This is a genomic window from Marinobacter goseongensis (assembly GCF_023156235.1).
In the GTDB taxonomy this organism is placed as follows: domain Bacteria; phylum Pseudomonadota; class Gammaproteobacteria; order Pseudomonadales; family Oleiphilaceae; genus Marinobacter; species Marinobacter goseongensis.
Window position 1 is genome coordinate 224647 of record NZ_JAKZAI010000005.1, and the last position, 18105, is coordinate 242751.

18 protein-coding genes are annotated in these 18105 nt (G+C 59.0%); 10 read left to right on the plus strand and 8 right to left on the minus strand.

Annotated features, from left to right (window positions below; genetic code table 11):
• Nucleotides 1-4 precede the first annotated feature (4 nt).
• On the plus strand, nucleotides 5-1084 hold the full coding sequence (locus MLC70_RS06125; RefSeq protein WP_248182265.1) for a fatty acid desaturase family protein: 1080 nt from the start codon (nucleotides 5-7) through the stop codon (nucleotides 1082-1084).
• Between the two features lie 48 nt (nucleotides 1085-1132).
• On the opposite strand, the gene MLC70_RS06130 is transcribed toward MLC70_RS06125, so the two are convergent.
• Nucleotides 1133-1570, minus strand: coding sequence for an RrF2 family transcriptional regulator (locus MLC70_RS06130; RefSeq protein ID WP_248182266.1), 438 nt, complete (start codon nucleotides 1568-1570; stop codon nucleotides 1133-1135).
• 395 nt (nucleotides 1571-1965) lie between these two features.
• Here MLC70_RS06130 and moaA point away from each other — a divergent pair, with 395 nt between their 5' ends.
• Nucleotides 1966-2958 (plus strand): GTP 3',8-cyclase MoaA, encoded by a 993-nt coding sequence (moaA, locus tag MLC70_RS06135; protein WP_248182267.1) that lies wholly within the window; start codon nucleotides 1966-1968, stop codon nucleotides 2956-2958.
• A 51-nt stretch (nucleotides 2959-3009) separates the two neighbouring features.
• On the opposite strand, the gene hemN is transcribed toward moaA, so the two are convergent.
• Entirely contained in the window at nucleotides 3010-4419 is a 1410-nt protein-coding gene (gene hemN, locus MLC70_RS06140) for an oxygen-independent coproporphyrinogen III oxidase (protein ID WP_248182268.1), read from the minus strand.
• A gap of 213 nt (nucleotides 4420-4632) precedes the next feature.
• Here hemN and MLC70_RS06145 point away from each other — a divergent pair, with 213 nt between their 5' ends.
• Nucleotides 4633-6165, plus strand: a complete 1533-nt coding sequence (locus MLC70_RS06145) for a cryptochrome/photolyase family protein (protein WP_248182269.1) — start codon at nucleotides 4633-4635, stop codon at nucleotides 6163-6165.
• A gap of 107 nt (nucleotides 6166-6272) precedes the next feature.
• On the opposite strand, the gene MLC70_RS06150 is transcribed toward MLC70_RS06145, so the two are convergent.
• Nucleotides 6273-7961, minus strand: coding sequence for an HAD family hydrolase (locus tag MLC70_RS06150; protein ID WP_248182270.1), 1689 nt, complete (start codon nucleotides 7959-7961; stop codon nucleotides 6273-6275).
• A 64-nt stretch (nucleotides 7962-8025) separates the two neighbouring features.
• Between MLC70_RS06150 and MLC70_RS06155 the strand changes: the two genes are divergently transcribed.
• A complete protein-coding gene (locus tag MLC70_RS06155) occupies nucleotides 8026-8169 on the plus strand; it encodes a DUF2256 domain-containing protein (protein WP_248182271.1) in 144 nt (47 codons plus the stop codon).
• Nucleotides 8166-9692, plus strand: a complete 1527-nt coding sequence (locus tag MLC70_RS06160; protein WP_248182272.1) for an FAD-binding domain-containing protein — start codon at nucleotides 8166-8168, stop codon at nucleotides 9690-9692. Before MLC70_RS06155 ends, MLC70_RS06160 begins: the two co-directional genes overlap by 4 nt.
• 20 nt (nucleotides 9693-9712) lie before the next feature.
• On the opposite strand, the gene MLC70_RS06165 is transcribed toward MLC70_RS06160, so the two are convergent.
• Together MLC70_RS06165 and MLC70_RS06170 are read right to left on the minus strand one after the other, a co-directional pair.
• Nucleotides 9713-10195 (minus strand): hypothetical protein, encoded by a 483-nt coding sequence (locus tag MLC70_RS06165; protein ID WP_248182274.1) that lies wholly within the window; start codon nucleotides 10193-10195, stop codon nucleotides 9713-9715.
• A gap of 163 nt (nucleotides 10196-10358) precedes the next feature.
• Nucleotides 10359-10709 (minus strand): DUF3147 family protein, encoded by a 351-nt coding sequence (locus MLC70_RS06170; RefSeq protein WP_248182275.1) that lies wholly within the window; start codon nucleotides 10707-10709, stop codon nucleotides 10359-10361.
• 234 nt (nucleotides 10710-10943) lie between these two features.
• Here MLC70_RS06170 and MLC70_RS06175 point away from each other — a divergent pair, with 234 nt between their 5' ends.
• Together MLC70_RS06175 and MLC70_RS06180 are read left to right on the plus strand one after the other, a co-directional pair.
• Nucleotides 10944-11636 (plus strand): HupE/UreJ family protein, encoded by a 693-nt coding sequence (locus MLC70_RS06175; RefSeq protein WP_427902092.1) that lies wholly within the window; start codon nucleotides 10944-10946, stop codon nucleotides 11634-11636.
• A 15-nt stretch (nucleotides 11637-11651) separates the two neighbouring features.
• Nucleotides 11652-12347, plus strand: coding sequence for a hypothetical protein (locus tag MLC70_RS06180; RefSeq protein WP_248182277.1), 696 nt, complete (start codon nucleotides 11652-11654; stop codon nucleotides 12345-12347).
• A 46-nt stretch (nucleotides 12348-12393) separates the two neighbouring features.
• On the opposite strand, the gene MLC70_RS06185 is transcribed toward MLC70_RS06180, so the two are convergent.
• The 3 genes from MLC70_RS06185 to MLC70_RS06195 are packed head-to-tail and all read right to left on the minus strand — an operon-like array spanning nucleotide 12394 to nucleotide 15420.
• Nucleotides 12394-13137: a copper resistance protein B gene (locus tag MLC70_RS06185; RefSeq protein WP_248182278.1), complete on the minus strand. Its 744-nt coding sequence runs from the start codon at nucleotides 13135-13137 to the stop codon at nucleotides 12394-12396.
• The gene (locus MLC70_RS06190; RefSeq protein ID WP_248182279.1) at nucleotides 13134-14870 is read right to left on the minus strand and encodes a copper resistance system multicopper oxidase; all 1737 of its coding nucleotides are present in this window, start codon (nucleotides 14868-14870) and stop codon (nucleotides 13134-13136) included. Before MLC70_RS06190 ends, MLC70_RS06185 begins: the two co-directional genes overlap by 4 nt.
• A gap of 13 nt (nucleotides 14871-14883) precedes the next feature.
• Nucleotides 14884-15420 carry a cupredoxin domain-containing protein gene (locus MLC70_RS06195; protein ID WP_248182280.1) on the minus strand — a complete coding sequence of 179 codons (537 nt, stop codon included), beginning with the start codon at nucleotides 15418-15420 and terminating at the stop codon, nucleotides 14884-14886.
• A 153-nt stretch (nucleotides 15421-15573) separates the two neighbouring features.
• On the opposite strand from MLC70_RS06195, the gene MLC70_RS06200 reads away from it, so the two are divergent.
• From MLC70_RS06200 to cadR, 3 genes are read left to right on the plus strand one after another with little or no spacing between them, the layout of a single operon-like run.
• Entirely contained in the window at nucleotides 15574-16239 is a 666-nt protein-coding gene (locus MLC70_RS06200) for a response regulator transcription factor (protein ID WP_248182282.1), read from the plus strand.
• A complete protein-coding gene (locus MLC70_RS06205) occupies nucleotides 16226-17584 on the plus strand; it encodes a sensor histidine kinase (RefSeq protein ID WP_248182284.1) in 1359 nt (452 codons plus the stop codon). Before MLC70_RS06200 ends, MLC70_RS06205 begins: the two co-directional genes overlap by 14 nt.
• Complete coding sequence (gene cadR, locus MLC70_RS06210; protein ID WP_248182286.1) at nucleotides 17581-18039, plus strand: Cd(II)/Pb(II)-responsive transcriptional regulator; 459 nt, start codon at nucleotides 17581-17583, stop codon at nucleotides 18037-18039. Before MLC70_RS06205 ends, cadR begins: the two co-directional genes overlap by 4 nt.
• Nucleotides 18040-18105 lie beyond the last annotated feature (66 nt).

Consider the following 18105-nt stretch of genomic DNA (forward strand, 5'->3'; position numbering starts at 1 on the left):
TAACATGAAACAGATGACCGAAGCACAACTTAGTGTACTCGAGCAGGACCTGAACGCCATCCGCGATGAGGTCATTGCTGACCTGGGTGAACGCGACGCCAACTACATCCGCCGCGTGGTGCGCCTGCACCGCGCACTGGAAGTGGGCGGCCGGGTGATGATGCCTTTCGGCTTTATCCCGCCGGTATTCGTGGCGGCTACGGTCGCGCTGGGCATTTCCAAGATCATCGAGAACATGGAAATTGGCCACAACGTCATGCACGGCCAGTATGACTGGATGAATGACCCGTCATTGCACTCGCAGTCCTATGAGTGGGATACAGCGTGCGACAGCGACTCCTGGCGGTTGACCCACAACTATGAGCACCACACCTACACCAACATCATCGGCAAGGACCGGGACTACGGTTACGCCCTGCTCCGCCTGAGCGATGATGAAAAATGGCGCCCTGCCCACAGCCTGCAGTTCGTCAACTACGTGCTGCTGAGCGTATTTTTCCAGTGGGGTGTGGCACTGCACGAAATGGAGTTCGAGCGTGTGCGCCGGGGCGAAGTAACGCTCAGGGAAAAACTCCCGTTCCTGAAGGGTTTCCTGCGCAAAGGCGGCCGCCAGGCCTTCAAGGATTACGCCTTCTTCCCGCTGCTCACCTTCCCGGTGGCGCCGATCGTGCTGGCGGGCAATCTGGGCGCGAACCTGATTCGCAACCTGTGGTCATCCACGGTGATCTTCTGCGGTCACTTCACCCAGGACGCGGAAACCTTTAGCGAGGAAGAGTGTGAAGGGGAAAGCAAAGGCCACTGGTACCTGCGTCAGCTGACCGGCTCGTCCAACTTCTCCGGCAACAAATTTGTGCACCTGCTGAGTGGCCACCTGAGCTACCAGATGGAGCACCACGTGTTCCCGGATCTGCCAGCTCATCGCTACCCGGAAATTTCCGAGAAAGTGCAAGCGGTGTGCAAGAAACACGGCATTCACTACAACACCGGCAGTTTTGCCAAGCAGTACGGCACCGTGCTCAAGCGCATTGTCAGCTATTCACTGCCGGATCGTGTGCGCCAGCGCATCGCCCCACAGATGGCCTAAGCCCGGCCTTGGTCGCCATCGGACAGTCCCGGTGGCGACCTTTCTGTCTCACGCTATCTGCAAGAGCCGCAGTAATTGCGGCCGATGCTGTTCCTGAATGATGTCTGCCAGGGTGTACTTGTCGAGCGCACGGAGGAACGCGTCAAGCGCTTCCGCAAACATCGATTTCAGGCCACACACCGGCGCGATGCGGCATGCATTCTTCGAGGAAAAACACTCAACGATGCTCATGTCCTGCTCGGTTTCACGAACCAGTATGCCCATGTTGATGTCACCGGGCGCCATGTGCAGGCGCATACCCCCTTTCTTGCCGCGAACGGTTTCGATGTAGCCTTTCTTGTTGAGCTGGTGGACCACTTTCATCAGGTGGTTCTTGGAGATCTCGTAGCTATCAGCAATTTCCTGAATGGTGGTCAGACGATCACCCTGCACTGCCAGATAGATCAGCACGCGAATCGAATAATCTGTGTAACGGGTGATGTGCATTCAAATACTCCAGGGAAGCAGTTAACCGGTTCACACGACGGCCTGGTGCTCAGGAACGCCGACATTGTGAATACTTGGGGCTGTGCCCAAATCCGGCAAAGATATACGCAAGAACTTTGAATCCGGTTCTCCCGTTCACCGTGCTTGTGCCCGAAGCCGCTGCACCGCGACAAAGAACGCAAGTTGTACCGGCAATTAATGCACAGGTCTTCCCAGTCGCCGGAGCGAAACCAGGCGCGCGACGTGGTCCTCATCATTGAGGTCTTGAGCGTTACCTGGCAGGTGGTGGCCCTTGATCATTCCGGGCGTGCTATCAGAAGGATTGATCCGGCAGGCGATCCTTGTTCTACTGAAGTTCAGACATCGAACAACAGTGCTGTAACAGGATCGCCTCCATGCCACAGACTACGCTGACAGACCGCTTCGGCCGCACCGTTAATTATGTGCGTCTGTCCGTTACTGATCGATGCGATTTCCGCTGCGTGTACTGTATGGCCGAAGAGATGGCATTCCTGCCGCGTCAGCAGGTGCTTACCCTGGAGGAAATTGCCAGGGTAGCAAGAACGTTTGTCTCCCTGGGCACTGAAAAAATCCGGCTGACCGGAGGCGAGCCCCTGGTGCGCAAGGATATCCTGGAGCTGGTGAAGGAAATCGGCGGTTATGGCCTGCGGGATTTTGCCATGACCACCAACGGCAGCCAGCTGCCAACCATGGCCGAACCTTTGCGCAAGGCGGGGCTGAACCGGCTCAACATCAGCCTGGACTCTCTGGACCCAGACAAATTTCATCGCATTACCCGCACCGGACGGCTGAGCCAGGTGCTGGAAGGCATTGAGGCGGCCAAAGATGCGGGGTTCCAGGGCATCAAACTCAACACCGTGGTGATGAAAGGCGGCAACGATCAGGAAGTGCCGGAGCTGGTAGAGTTTGCCCGCAAGAAGAAGGTGGACATTACCTTTATTGAGGAAATGCCACTGGGCGAGATCTCCGATCACGATCGCGGGTTGGTGCTGTGTACCAGTGACGAAGTGCGCGGCATCATCGGCCAGCATCATGAACTGACGCCGACCCCGGAGGATTCCGGCGGCCCGGCCCGCTATTACCGGATGGCCGACAGCGACATCCGGGTTGGTTTCATCTCCCCCCACTCCCACAATTTCTGCGCCACCTGCAATCGTGTCCGAATGACCGTGGAAGGCCGCCTGTTGCTCTGCCTCGGCAACGAGCATTCGGTGGATCTGCGCCATGTGCTGCGCGCCCATCCCGAGTCGGACGCGCCTCTGCGTCAGGCCATCATCGATGCCATGGACCTGAAGCCTGAACGCCACCACTTCTCGACCGATGGCGACGTGCAGATCCTGCGGTTTATGAACATGACCGGGGGTTGATTTCGGTCCGTTGCCTCAGATCCATCATCGAGATGGACGTCGAAGATTCCATCAGATGATCCGCGAGAATCGCTGGCTTGCCCCCGACTTCCTGTACAGATCAAAAATCTGGCAGATTGCCCGTATCAGCAACCGCCCCGCGGGCAGCACCTGCAGCGTTCGGCCGTCGTCGGAAATCAGTTGGTCGCGCATCATCGGTTGCAGCCGGCGGAACTCGTCGGCGAAGTAGCGATCCGGGTTCTCACCCCATTGGTCCGCAAACCGCTGCCGCTCCAGCCGGAACTGGCAGATCAACTGGCCGATCACCCAGCGGCGGATACGATCGTCCCGGGTCAGGTTCACGCCTTTGGTGATGGCGAGCTGCCCGGCGTCTATGGCCGCTTCCCAGACCGGCAGGTCGTGGTTGTTCTGGAAATAGGCATCGTCGGTCTGGCCGATAGCGGACACCCCCAGCGACACCAGATCACAGTCGGAATGGGTGGTGTAACCCTGGAAGTTCCGGTGCAGCCGCCCTTCCTTCTGGGCCACGGCAAGGCTGTCGTCCGGCCTCGCGAAGTGGTCCATACCAATGTATTCGTAGCCGGCCTCCAGCAAGCGGTTGATGGTGTTGTGGAGGATGGTCAGCTTCTGCTGTGGTGTTGGCAGGGTATCCGCAACGATGCGGGTTTGCGGGTAGAAGCGGTCTGGCAGGTGGGCGTAGCTGAACACCGAGAGCCGGTCCGGCGCCATGTCGATGACAGCCTCCAGCGTTGCCGCAAAACTCTCCGGCGTCTGATGGGGAAGGCCGTAGATCAGGTCCAGATTGATGGATCGGAAACCGAGTCGACGGGCTTCGTTCAGCACGGCCTCGGTCATCTCCCGGGGCTGGATGCGGTTGACGGCTTTCTGCACCTGGGGATTCAGGTCCTGAACCCCCAGGCTGATACGGTTGAAGCCCAGATCCCAGAGCGTTGGCAGGGTGTCCTGATCCACTTCCCTCGGGTCGATCTCCACGCTGTAGTCCCGCTCTTTATCGCGCTGCAGATTGAACAGCTCGCCATAGCCCGCCATCAAATGAGCCATCACATCTTTTGGCAGGAAGGTGGGGGTACCACCGCCCCAGTGCAGTTGACGCACGGGTCGCTCGGCGCCAAACAGTCGCGCCTGCATAGCGGCCTCTTTCAGCAAGCGCTCCACATAGGGCATGGCCTTGTCACGTTTCTTGGTGATCACCTTGTTGCAGGCACAGTAGTAGCAAAGGTGCGCACAGAACGGCAGGTGCGTATAGAGTGACAGAGGCCGGCCACTGGCTCCGCTGCGGGCAGCCGCCTGCACCATGTCCGTCAACGGATACTGCGGGTCGAACTCAACGGCTGTCGGGTAAGAGGTGTAGCGCGGGCCACTCAGATCATAGCGCTGGATCAACGCATCATCCCAGATGAAGGGCTGGCAGGTGGAAGCAAGTGCGGAACTGGAAGCCATGGTCAAACTCGGAACGTGGGGAAGGGTCAGATCAGAATGCCGCCCATAGTAGGGCAACCTGAGGGTGTCCGATTTGATACGGATCAGCTTACGGGCCTCAAACTGGCCCGGGACACATTCAATCCCACCGTCACCTGAACCACCCTTGTGCCTCCGGCGTATTCCCACTACCCCTGATTGAGGCCCACCCGCACGCAAAGGAGCACCCCGGCCATGGCAAACCTGATCCTGATCCTCGGCGACCAGCTGACGACCGACATCAGCGCACTCGAGAACGGCGACCGCCAGCGGGATCGGGTGGTGATGGCTGAGGTACACGACGAGGCCAGCTACACCAATCACCACAAGAAAAAGCTGGTGCTGCTGTTCAGCGCCATGCGCCATTTCGCGCGGCAACTGGAGGCGGATGGCTGGCAGGTGCACTACCAGCACTATCACCCGGACAACGAAGCACAGAGTCTGGAAGCGGTCATCGCCGGCCAGCTGAGAGATGCCGGCGCAGACCGGGTGATCACGACCGAGTGCGGCGAGTGGCGTCTGCACGAGCAGATAAGTCAGTGGCATGAGCGGCTGGGGATGCCGGTAGAGATCCGCCCGGACACACGCTTCATTGCCAGCAAACAGGAGTTCGCCAACTGGGCCGAAGGTCGCAAACAGCTGCGGATGGAGTTCTTTTACCGGGAAATGCGGAAAAAAACCGGATTACTGATGACCCCTGAGGGCAAGCCGGAAGGTGACCAGTGGAATTTCGATGCTGACAACCGCCGCAAGTGGACCGGCAAGCCACCGGCACCGGCGCCATTCCGGGTAGAGCCCGACGCCATCACCACAGAGGTGATCAAGCAGGTGGATGAATACTTTGCCGATCACTTTGGCACCACGGAAGATTTCCATTTCGCCGTGACCGCTGATGATGCGGCGCAGGCACTGGATTACTTTATCGATTTTGCTCTGCCCTGTTTCGGCGACTACCAGGACGCCATGTCCGATGACGAGGACTGGCTGTTCCACTCCATCCTCTCTCCTTACATCAATTCCGGCCTGCTGGATCCACTGGCGGTGTGTGAGGCTGCTGCCCAGGCCTGGTATGGCGGACGCGCACCGATCAATGCGGTAGAGGGTTTCATTCGCCAGATTCTCGGGTGGCGGGAATTCGTGCGGGGCATCTACTGGTTGAACATGCCGGGCTATGCTGCTGAAAACCGACTTGGCAACAGCCGTGCCCTGCCCTGGTTCTACTGGACCGGCGACACCAAAATGCGGTGCATGCACAAAGCCATCGACGCGACCCGCCGCAACGCCTATGCCCACCACATTCAGCGCTTGATGGTCACGGGCAATTTCGCGCTGCTGGCTGGGATCAAACCGGAAGAGATCTGTGACTGGTACCTGGCGGTGTACGCCGACGCCTACGACTGGGTGGAACTGCCCAATGTGCTGGGCATGGTGATGCACGCCGATGGCGGTTACCTGGGCTCCAAACCCTATGCGGCCAGTGGCAAGTACATCAACCGGATGTCGGATCATTGCAAGAGCTGCCACTACAAGGTCAACAAATCCACCGAAGGCGATGCCTGCCCCTTCAATGCCCTGTACTGGCATTTTATCGATCGCCACCGCGATGATTTCGCCAACAACCCGCGCATGGGAATGATGTATCGCAACTGGGACAAACAGAAACCGGAGCAGCGCGCGGCCCTGTTGAAGCGGGGGGAACAGCTGCTGATCAACATTGAAAAGCTGTAACGCAACGTATAGCGGGCATTGCGAGCAGTAACCGTGACGACCGATGCCTCGGCATGTCGGCGATCAAGCAACGGATCGCCCTGTCCCGCCTTGACCGGGACTGACGGTTACGGCGGCCCGACTTCGCAGGCCAGCACCAGGGCCCAGAACTCCGAGAAATCATTTACCACAGCATCCGGCTTGTCCGGGTGTTTGTGGGTGCCCGGGAAGATCTTGTTGAGCCATGGCTGGTCCCATTGCGCGCCATTGAAAAACACCGAGGTCATACCGGCGCGCTTGGCCGCAATCACATCGGTGGTGCTGTCACCCACATACCAGACGCTGGGGTCCGGCGGGTAATCCAGCTTCTGCACCGCCAGCAACAACTGGTCTGGGTGCGGCTTGCGCAACGGCGTGTCGTCACCACACACATCTACCTCGAACAGTTCGGTCCAGCCGGTGTTCTCCACCGCCGCCAGTTCGTGCTCAAAAAATTCCCGGTCGCGGTTGGTGATCACGCCCACCTGAATACCCAGTCTTGCAAGGCCTTCCAGCACCTCCCGGACTTTCGGCTCGAACGCCTTCACCGTGCCGTAGTGGTTGCGGTAGTGATGATTGAACGCCTTGTGAGCAACCTGCTTGGCTTCCTGATCTTCCCCGAACAACACCTCGAAAATGTCGGTGCGGGATATCTTGCGGTCCGCCTTCACCTTTGGGTGCAGCCGGGCGTACTCCCGCACATAGGCAACCAGCCGGACGTCTTCTGGCGTCTTGCTGTCTTCCGGCGCCACCATCCGGTTCATCAGCTGCAGCGTGTGGAAATCCGGCAGCATGTCATCCACCGCGTGATACATGGCGTCCAGGGTGTCCACCAGGGTGGCGTGCCAGTCAAACAGAATCACCGATGGCCGGATCAGCCGCACAACCGCGGGGTGCCAATCCGGCTCGATCCGTGGCTCCGGGCGCGGAGGTGGCGGAAACGGGCGCGGCCGGACTTCCGCCGGAGACTGGCGAAAGGCCCCGGGTTCATTACGCTCCAGCAGGGCCAGTAAATCCATCAGATCTTCGAAGCTGTCGAGAATCGCCGCGGGCGCGTCACGACGGGAGAACCAGCTGTCGATGCGTCCCGGCTCCCAGCAGGCACCGTTGTAGAAGATTCCGGACACACCGGCCTTGTTGGCCGTCAGCATGTCCACGTAACTGTCACCGACATACCAGGCGCGATTGTCTGCCGGCAGCCCCAGGGTCTCGAGAACCTTGAGAATGACCTCCGGGTCGGGCTTGTACTCGGTGACATCGTCCGCACACACGGTGGCGTCAAACAGATGCTGCCAACGGCCCTCATCCACCGTGAGCAGCTCCTGGTCGAGAAATTCCCGGTTGCGATTGGTGGATACCGCCAGCCGCATTCCCATGGCTTTTAGCGCCGAGAGGTATTCGTATGCGCCCGGCTGGAACGGCTTTACCTGGCCAAAATAACGGCGATACGCCGCGTTGTAGGCCTGGTGGGCAATCAGTTTGGCGTCTTTGTCGTCGCCAAAAACAGCGTTGAAGATGTCGGTCCTCGACACCCGGCGTTCCGCCAGGATGCGCGGATGCAGTCGCCGGAAAATCCGGATGTAGCGTACCAGCCGGGCGTCGTCCGCGGTGCGGCACTGGTATTCCGGCAGCAGCCGCTCCACCAGACCCAGTTCCTCCAGCTGAGGCAGCATGTCTTCCATGGCGCTGAACATGGCGTCGTGGGTATCCACTAACGTGCCGTGCCAGTCGAAAATCAAGACCGATGGAGACTGGATATCGTCACTGAATCGGGCCATCAACAATCCCTCAGAGCCTGGAAAACGTAGAAAACCTACCTTCAGTAAAAACCATTTGAGTCTGATGCACAAAAAACCGCATTTGCCGGAGAAAATCTGCCCGATCTGCCAGCGCCCGTTCGTCTGGCGCAAGAAATGGGCGAAAGACTGGGACAGCGTGCGCTACTGCAGCGAACGCTGCCGCCGCTCGCGAGGCGCATCGTCATGACCACGGTGGTGTGGTTCAAACGGGATCTGCGCACGGGCGATCACGCCCCCCTGGTGGCGGCAGCCAGCCTCGGAGAACCGGTTATTCCGTTGTACGTCATCGAAGACGACTACTGGCAGTTGCCGGACACCAGCGGCCGCCAATGGGACTTTGTTCATGATTCACTGAACGACCTTGACCGCCAGCTCCGCAACGCCGGCTCCCGGTTGGTCGTCATGCGCGGTTCGGTGATCGAAGCATTGCGGCGGCTCCGTGACAGCCACTCGATCCAACGGATTTTCTGCCATGAGGAGACCGGGGGCCAGTGGACCTTCGAGCGGGACCGGGCCGTGATCGGCTGGTGTTCTGAAAATCAGGTGGAGTTCCGGGAATGGAGCCAGTTCGGCGTGGTGCGGCGCCTCAAAGACCGGGATCTGTGGGACAAGGCCTGGACCAACCTGATGCGCCAGCCGGTGCTGGCGGCCCCGCCTCTGGTGCCCGGTGGGGAAGGCGTTAACCGCATCGAGCGTCAACCCTCAACAACGGACTTTACGCTGATGGACCACTGCCCCGACCGACAGTTAGGCGGCAGCGCCCGGGGTGAAAAACTGCTGGCGTCCTTTCTCGATCGTCGGTGCGTGGGTTATCAATACAACATCTCCAGCCCACTGACGGCGGTTCGTGCCTGTTCCCGTCTGAGCCCGCACATCGCCTATGGCTCCGTCAGCCTGCGAGACATCTACCAGCAGGCCAAAGCCACCGGCAGCCATCGCAACACCCTGCCCCGGAAGCACAAAAGCCTGACCAGCTTCCGCTCCCGTCTGCACTGGCACTGCCACTTCATCCAGAAACTGGAGGACGAGCCGGAACTGGAATTCCGCGCCATGCATCGCGAACTCGAAAGCATGAAAACCGGCCCGAACGATTCCGAACGCCTGCAGCGTTGGCAGGAAGGCCAGACCGGCTGGCCGCTGGTGGACGCCTGCATGCGTGCCCTGCAACACACCGGCTGGATCAATTTCCGCATGCGGGCGATGCTGATGGCCGTGGCCAGTTATCAGCTATGGCTGCACTGGCGCGATCCGGCCCTGCATCTGGCCCGCCTGTTCACCGATTTCGAACCGGGAATTCACTATTCCCAGACCCAGATGCAATCAGGCCTCACCGGCATCAACGCGCTGCGCATCTACAACCCGGTGCTGCAAAGCCAGAAGCTGGATCCACAGGGGGAATTCATCCGCCGCTGGATTCCGGAGCTGGCCGGCGTACCGGCCGAGATGATCCACACACCCTGGCTGATGACGCCGGCACAGAAAGAGCGGTTTGGCGGCAACACCTACATAGCGCCGGTGTGCGACCATGAGCAGGCTGCCCGCGCCGCCCGCAAGGCGGTGGGTGATTTTCGCAAGCAACACGTCAGCCGGGAAGAAACCGGCCGGGTGCTGGACCGCCACGGCAGCCGCAAGGGGCCAGTTCAGAAGCGACCCGCTGTGCCGGGCAAAGAGCAGGAGAAAGAAGAGAGCGATCAGCTGTCACTGTTCTGAGCACAGCCTTAAACAGAAGCTTACCGGCTCTGTTGGCCCTGATGCTGCAGCATCTGTTCCATCATCAACTGCATCTGGTTCATTCGGTTTTCCATCATCTCCAGACGCTGGTCGTTGCTCATGCCCGCACCAGCGCGACCTTCCTGATTGGCGCCGGTCTGTTTTTTGCTCTGGTTGTTCATCATCCCCTGATTCTGGCCCATCATTCCCTGGCCGTGGCCCATCATGCCCTGCCCCATCATGCCGCCTCCCATCATGTCCATATGCTTCTGCATGGACTCCATGTGCTGCATCCGAATACGCTCACGTTCTGCGTCCGACTCGGCATTGCGCATTTCCTGCATCATGCCTTGCATGCGCGACATGTTTTCATTCATCTGTTGCATCTGTTCCGGATTCATCATGCCACCACCCCCCATTTGACCGGGACTGCCCTGTGCAAGGGCAAAGGCGGGTAATGCGGCGATAACGGAACACGCAATCAAACGGCTTAATCTGTTCATGACATTCCCCTTATAAGCTGTATTGGTCTCCACCCTTCTCAGTAAAGACCATAGAACTGAATCGGGGCTGAATGTGGCTTTTTAATCAGCGAATTTTGACCTGAGTCATGCCCGTGATCCCACTACGGCAAGGCAACTCCCGAGCGCCAGACAACATCCCCGGTCAGAGCAGGAAAACGCCGAACCGCCTCATAACCAACGCCAGTGCAGCAAAACAGGCCATCGTAAGGACGGCACTGGCGCCGAGTGACATCCAGAAACCCAGTCGCGGTAGCAGGAAGGGAAAAAGCAGGAACATCGGCAAGGTCGGCAGCACGTACCAGAACGTATACCAGGCGTGATTGCTGATTTTCTCCATCGGCTGGTGCTCCATATACAGCCAGATCATGGCCAGCACCGTCACCATGGGCAGCGCCGCAATCAGCGCGCCGATCTTGTCACTGCGTTTTGCAATTTCTGAAATCAGCACCACCAGAGCGGCGGTAATCGCGTACTTGGTAATCAGCCATGCCATTGCAATTTCCTCCGGGCGTCTGCCGCCCTATGCTCGCGGAAAGACGAGAGTGATTCGAGTAGGAACATTTATCTTTTTTAATCGCCGCCGCCATAGCTGAGGCAGCATCTTCTGGCACAATACTGTCTGTAAATCCGATGTGTGCATGCGCGGCGGCACGGCGCACAGGTTACCAAACATTCTGGAGTCACCATGCTAGCAAATGATTGTGACGGCCCTTGGCGCAGCAGCACGATGGCCGCGCCGGGCCGCCTTGCCTGGTTGTTATTGATTCTCGGGCTATTGGGATTCAGTAGCGATACCCTGGCCCACGCCGTCGCCCAGGGTGACAAAGGGTATATCCAGGAAATAACCGGCGTAAACCTGATCGCGTTTATCTATCTCGGGGCCAAGCACATGGTCACCGGTTATGACCACCTGCTGTTTCTGCTAGGCGTCATTTTCTTCCTCTATCGCATGCAGCACATTGCCCTTTATGTGAGCCTGTTCGCGCTGGGGCATTCCACCACCATGCTGCTGGGTGTGTACTTCAATGTTGGCATCAACAGCTACCTCATTGACGCCATTATTGGCCTGTCCATCGTGTACAAGGCGCTGGACAACATCGGCGCCTATCAGCGCTGGTTTGGCTTCCAGCCCGACACCAGGGCCGCCACGCTCATTTTCGGACTCTTCCATGGCTTTGGCCTGTCCACCAAGATCATCGAATACGACATCTCGCCCGACGGGCTGATTCCGAACCTCCTCGCGTTCAATGTGGGCGTAGAAATCGGACAGCTGATTGCGCTTGCCATGATTCTTATCGTGATGAGCTTCTGGCGTAAAACCGATGGCTTTTTCCGCCACGCCTACACCGCCAACGTAGCCATGATGAGTGCAGGCTTCCTGCTCTTCGGCTATCAGCTCACCGGTTACTTTGTCGCTTAATTCTGGAGACCTGCTATGTACAACACCGATATGCCCAGCCGGGAAGAATTGCCAAGCACTGCAAAGCTCATTCGTTCCACCCTCATCGCCGCCATCGTGGCACTGATCCTGCTCATGACCGTGGTGATGCCCGCGGAATACGCCATCGACCCCACCGGCGCCGGCCAGCTTCTGGGGCTGACCGAAATGGGTGAGATCAAGACGCAGCTGGCTGAGGAAGCCGCCGCTGACGAGAATGCCGAGATGGTTGCGGTGCAGTCCTCCGCCAGCCAGCCGGCACCCGACGTTTCCGAACCAATTGCTGAACCCATGGCCAAGCCTGTTGCAGAACCGGTAGTTGCTGTAGAGCCAGCACCGGCTCCCGTGGAAGAGGCGGCCTCCGCACCTGCGGAACCTCAGTGGCAGGATGAAGTCCGCGTGGTACTCACACCTGGTGAAGGCACGGAATTCAAGCTCACCATGGAAGAAGGCGCCGTTGCCCGGTTTTCCTGGGTATCGGAAGGTGGCCCCATCAACTTCGACACCCACGGCGATGGCAGTGGCCAATCCATTTCCTACGAAAAGGGTCGCGGCGTACCGGAAGATGAAGGCGAGCTGGAAGCTGCCTTCACCGGCAACCACGGCTGGTTTTTCCGTAACCGGAACGATGACGATATCACCTTGGTGCTTCGCACCGGTGGGGACTATGGTGAGCTGAAAAAGATGCTCTGAGGCCCGAGGGTTGAATAAATGATGAGAGTGGGCTGATGGCCCGCTCTCAAAACATAACCCTGGCGCCGACCACCGCGAACCAGTCTTCGGTACTGCCGCCAGAATCTCTGGCCAGATCGGCAGTGTCGCTGAATGTGCGCTCATGTGCCGCGCCGATATAGGGCGAGAATGCCCGGTCGAACAGGTCGTAGCTCAGGCGCAAACCGACCTCGGTAGAGTTCAGGCCCTTACCAACGCCAATTTCCCGGTCTTCGGAAAACGCCACCAGACTCTCGAAGGTGGCTGACACAATCCAGAAGTTGGTGATCAGCAATTCGTATTCTGCCTCGAAGTCCACCGAGGCATCACCTTCATCGCTGACGTACAGGTTGGTGTCTATCTCGAACCAGTAGGGTGCCAGACCAGTGAGCCCGAGCACCCCGTATACCCGATCCTTCCCTTCCGGGGTATCCACACGGATACCCGCTTTAGCGTCCCAGAAGTCATCCACGGGAACCTGGGCAACGAACTGGTTTTCCAGGGTTTCCCAGGCGTTGTGGGCTTCTTCCCACTCGCCTTCGAACAGCCAGCGGAACTTGAGCTCGTCGGTGCCGTAGAAGGCATCGCCCTCGATGACCGCCAGCTCTTCATCGGCGTCACTGTAGCGGTACTCCAGTTTTTCCGCCGACACGCCCCAGAAGGTTTTGGCGGTCTGGGTTTTCTTGGCCGCATCTTCCTGAGCGAACGCCGGGCCGGTCAACGTGGCCATTGCCAGTGACAGGCCGCACAGGGCTGGCATCAATCGCTTCATGACTCACCTCCCTGTTGCCCGCCTTGCTTGCCGTCGGCCACGGTGCTGTCCGGGTCGCCCTCCACCACAATCTTGCGGAACATGCCGGAGGCGGCGTGGTACGACAGGTGACAGTGGAACGCCCACTCACCCGGCGCATCCACCTCGGTTTCCATGTAAACGGTGGTCGCCGGTGCCACACTGATCACGTGCTTGATGGGGTTCCACTTGTCTGCGCCCACATCAAGAATCGACCACATGCCATGAAGATGCATCGGGTGGGTCATCATGGTCTCGTTGACGAATTTGAAGCGAACCCGTTCGCCGTATTGCAGCACAACCGGATCAGCGTCTTCGTATTTGACGCCATTGATGCTCCATTCGTAACGCTCCATGTTGCCGGTCAGCCGCATCTCGATTTCGCGGGTGGGTTCGCGGTCTTCGTACAAGGGCTTCTGAGCCTTCAGGTCGGCGTAGGAAAGGAACTTGCCGCCATTGCTGGCTGTCGGTATCAGGCCGCTGCCTTTGGCGTAGAACGGATCTTCCGGCAGCGCACTGTCGCCGCCATGGTTCATGCCACTGTGGTCCATGCCAGCCATGTCGTCGCGATTCATATCGCCATGATCCATGCCTGCCATGTCACCCTGATCCATGCTGCCGTGGTCCATGCTGCCGTGGTCCATGCTGCCGTGGTCCATGCCGCCATGATCCCTATGTCCGGCCATATCGGCCATGGTCAGCAGCGGCGCGTCACGCATTTCCGGCACGTCCGCCACCATGCCCTCTGCCGGCGCCAGGGTGCCGCGGGCAAAGCCGGAGCGGCCCATGGATTCGGCAAAAATGGTATAGGCCTGCTCATCCCTGATACGCACAATCACGTCGTAGGTTTCCGCCACGCCGATACGGAACTCATCCACATTCACCGGCTGCACGTTATTGCCGTCTGCCTGCACCACCGTCATCTCCAGACCGGGAATGCGTACATCAAAGTAAGTCATTGCAGACGAGTTGATGAACCGCAGGCGAACCCGATCTCCTTTCTCAAAAAGTCCTGTCCAGTTCTGCTCCGGCCCCTTGCCGTTGATCAAAGCGGTAAAACCCTGAACGTCTTCGATATCCGCTTTCATCATTCGCATATCGCCCCACATCATTCTATCCATCAGGGTAGCCATGAAGCCCTTATCGCCGGATTCTTCGATAAAGTCCCCGACCGTCTGCTGCTGGCGGTTGTAGTAATCCGCCGACATTTTCAGGTTACGCATGATGCGGTCGCCAGAATGGGGATGTTTGTCGGTCAGCTGCACCACATATTCCCGGTCATACCGGAAGGGTTCCCGGCCTTCCGGCTCGATCACGATGGCACCGTAGGCGCCGTTGGGTTCCTGGAAGCCGGAATGACTGTGGAACCAGTAGGTACCAGCCTGAACAATGGGAAAGTTGTAGGTAAAGGTTTCACCAGGCTTGATGCCGGGAAAGCTGATGCCCGGTACGCCATCCTGCTGGTAGGGCAGAATCAGCCCGTGCCAGTGAATGGAGGTCATCTCGTCCAGATTGTTGGTCACGTTGATGGTGACCTCTTCTCCTTCCTTGAATCTCAGTATGGGGCCCGGAGAGGCGCCGTTGTAACCAATGCCTTCCTTGACGAAATCGCCGGTGTCGATCTGCACCCGGTCAACGGAAATGTCGTACTCACCGGCATTGGCCGCCAGGGAGGCAAAACCGGCCAGCATGGCGATCAGAATTGTTTTCTTCATATCACAAGCCCACTTATTCAAAATCAATATCGCCATACATGCCCGACTGGTAATGGCCCGGCACGTTGCAGGCAAATTCAAGGTCGGTGGCTTCGGTGAAGGTCCAGATGATTTCCCTGGTCTCTCCCGGTTCCATCAGCACGCTATTGGGGTCGTCGTGTTTCATGGAATGGCCGTTGCCCATATCCATGTTCATCATTTCCTCATCAATCCGATCGCCCTTGATCACGCCGTGCTCCACCATCATCTGCATTTCTTCCTGATGGGCTTCGTGCATCTCGGCAGTGCCGATATTGAATTCGTGCACCAGGGCGCCCTCATTCTTCACCCGGAAGCGGATAGTTTCACCGGGCTTTACCGAGATGGATTCCGGCTCGTAGTAGTTGTCCATCATGGTGACATCAATAGTGCGGGACACGTCTTCGGCCTTGCCCGGTTCGCCGACAGCGCTGCTGCCATGATGCCCGCCATGTTCACCGGCGGCGTACAGGCCAGAAGAGAAGGCCAGAGCAAGGGCGGGAAAAAGTGCGTTTTTAAGGATTGGATTCATTATTTTCTCCTGAAAACAGATAGGTATTCTGCTAATGCCAATCACTCTGCCGCAGCAACCTGAATTCTTGCTGAATTTTCCGATGAACCATTTTTCAGGTTACATTCAGCAAAAGGCCCTAAACTCAGACACTCCTTCAACACGGGAACCTTCATGCGATTGCTTCTGGTAGAAGACGACGCCTTGATTGCCGACAGCCTTAACCGCCAGTTGACGGCGGCCGGTTTTACCGTGGATGAAGCCCGAACGGCAAAACAGGCAGAACAACTGGGCAAACAGGAAGACTATCGCGCGGTAGTACTGGACCTGGGACTGCCGGATGGCAACGGCCTGGACGTGCTCAAAAGCTGGCGTGCGGACAAACTGGCCATGCCGGTGCTGATTCTGACCGCGCGGGGCGACTGGCAAGACAAGGTCAACGGCCTCAAGGCGGGCGCCGATGATTACCTCGCCAAGCCCTTCCAGACGGAAGAACTGTTAGCGCGGCTGAACGCGCTGATCCGCCGCAGCGAAGGCCGGGTGGAGGCCAAATTGACCGCCGGCGGTTTCGAGCTGGATGAATACCGCCAATGCCTGCAGACCCCGGATGGCCAGGAACATTCCCTGACCGGCACCGAATTCCGCCTGCTACGCTGCCTGATGAGCCGCCCCGGCCAGCTGTTCTCCAAAGAGCAATTGCTTGAGCAGCTGTACAGCCTGAACGACAGCCCCAGTGACAACACCATCGAGGCCTACGTGCGCCGGTTGCGGAAAATCACCGGCACCGACGCCATCACCACCCGTCGCGGCCAGGGGTATATTTTCAATGTTATGGATTGACCCCCGCAGCTCCATCCGCAAGAGCCTGCTCACGCTGCTGTTGCCGGCGGCCATCGCCCTGATGGTTGCCGCCTGGATCGTTCACGGCCTGCTGCTGGAGCGCATGGCCCGGGGGTTTGTGGAAGACCGCCTGCAGGACGAAGTGGCTTTTCTGGAACATCAGCTGCGGCAGTCCGGGCCCGACGAAATTCGTGACATCGCCGCCGGTGATTATTTTGAGGAGGTGTTCCACCACGCCTTTGCATTGCGGATCGGGGAACAGATGCACAGTTCTCCGGAGCTCTGGACACCGGCACTGCAGCCACTACTGGTCGACGCGCATAGCGGATTTGTGCGCGAGACTCGCATAGGCGTCGACGCCGCCATTGCCGATTTCCTGGCGTACCGCAAGGCACTGACCCTGGATGGCGAACCCGTGGTCATTGTGGTGGCCGAGGATCTGACCACCTTGCACCATAGCCAGCAGGAACTGCACATCTGGACCGCCGTGGTGTCCGGCATTCTGCTGGCATTGCTGTTACTGGCGATCTGGCAGGCCATCCGCCTGTCCCTGCGCTCGGTCGGCCGGCTTCAGCAAGGGCTGACCTCGCTGCAATCCGGCGCCAGCCACCGGCTGGATGTGAACGCACCGGCGGAGTTCCAGCCCCTGATCCGCCAGCTCAATCACCTGCTGGACACCCTGGATCAAAGGCTGACCCGCTCCCGCGACGCCCTGGCCAACCTGTCTCACAGCGTGAAAACCCCGGTCTCGGCCATCCGCCAGGTGCTGGAAGACGACACCCGCGCCCTGGACCCGGAAATGCGACAACACTTGGCCCAGCGGCTGTCCGACATCGACCGCCAGCTGGAGAGTGAAATGCGCCGCAGCCGCTTTGCCGGCCCGCAGGCGGGTAAGGCGGGGCAGCCCGTCAATCAGGCGCGGGAGCTGCTGTGGATGCTGGGCCGACTTTACCCTGACAAGAACTTCGAGCTGGATACCGAGTTGGCACCGGAGACCCGCTGGCCCATCGAAGAACACGACCTGAACGAGATACTCGGTAACCTGCTGGACAATGCCGGTAAATGGGCAAAGCGCAGCGCCGTGGTCAAACTGACCGAATCCGGTGACCGGTTGATGATTACCGTGGAAGACGACGGCGCGGGGGTGAACCGGGATGCGTTACCGGACCTGGGCACCCGCGGCGTACGGCTGGACCAGCAGACCCCGGGGCATGGATTGGGCCTGGCCATCGTCAGGGAGATCACCGAGCGTTACGGTGGTAACCTGAACTTCAGTACAAGCTCGCACGGCGGGCTCCGAGCCATGGCCAGTTTTCCCGGCGTCGACAGAGGCATAAAACAGTGAGGATCGGTGAGCTCGCAAAAACAACGGCCATTCCCGTTGAGACCATCCGCTACTACGAGAAAATCGGCCTGCTGCCAGAACCTGTCCGCGATGGCAGTGGCTACCGCGCCTACCGCAGCGCCCACCTCGACCGCCTGCAATTCATCAGGCGCTGCCGTAATCTCGATATGGCCCAGGATGAAATCCGCGAGCTGATTCGGCTCACCGAACAGCCGGAAGCCGATTGTGGTGAGGTGGATGCCCTGTTGGCTCATCACCTGGATCATGTACGCGAACGCCTGCGGGAACTGGCCCGGCTGGAAGACACGCTGGTGCAGCTCCAGCAGGCCTGCACGGAGGGCCGCACGGTGCGGGAATGCGGCATTCTCGACGGGCTCAGCGCCGAACCCGACGCGGAGGCTCCGGCGGGTCGTCACAACCACGTGCCGGGCAGCCATCGGCCGGGCCGGCGCTGAAGTTGGTCACTGCGTAAATAAAGTGCACACGCTGGTTGACCCTGTAGCAACTACAGGGTTTTTAAT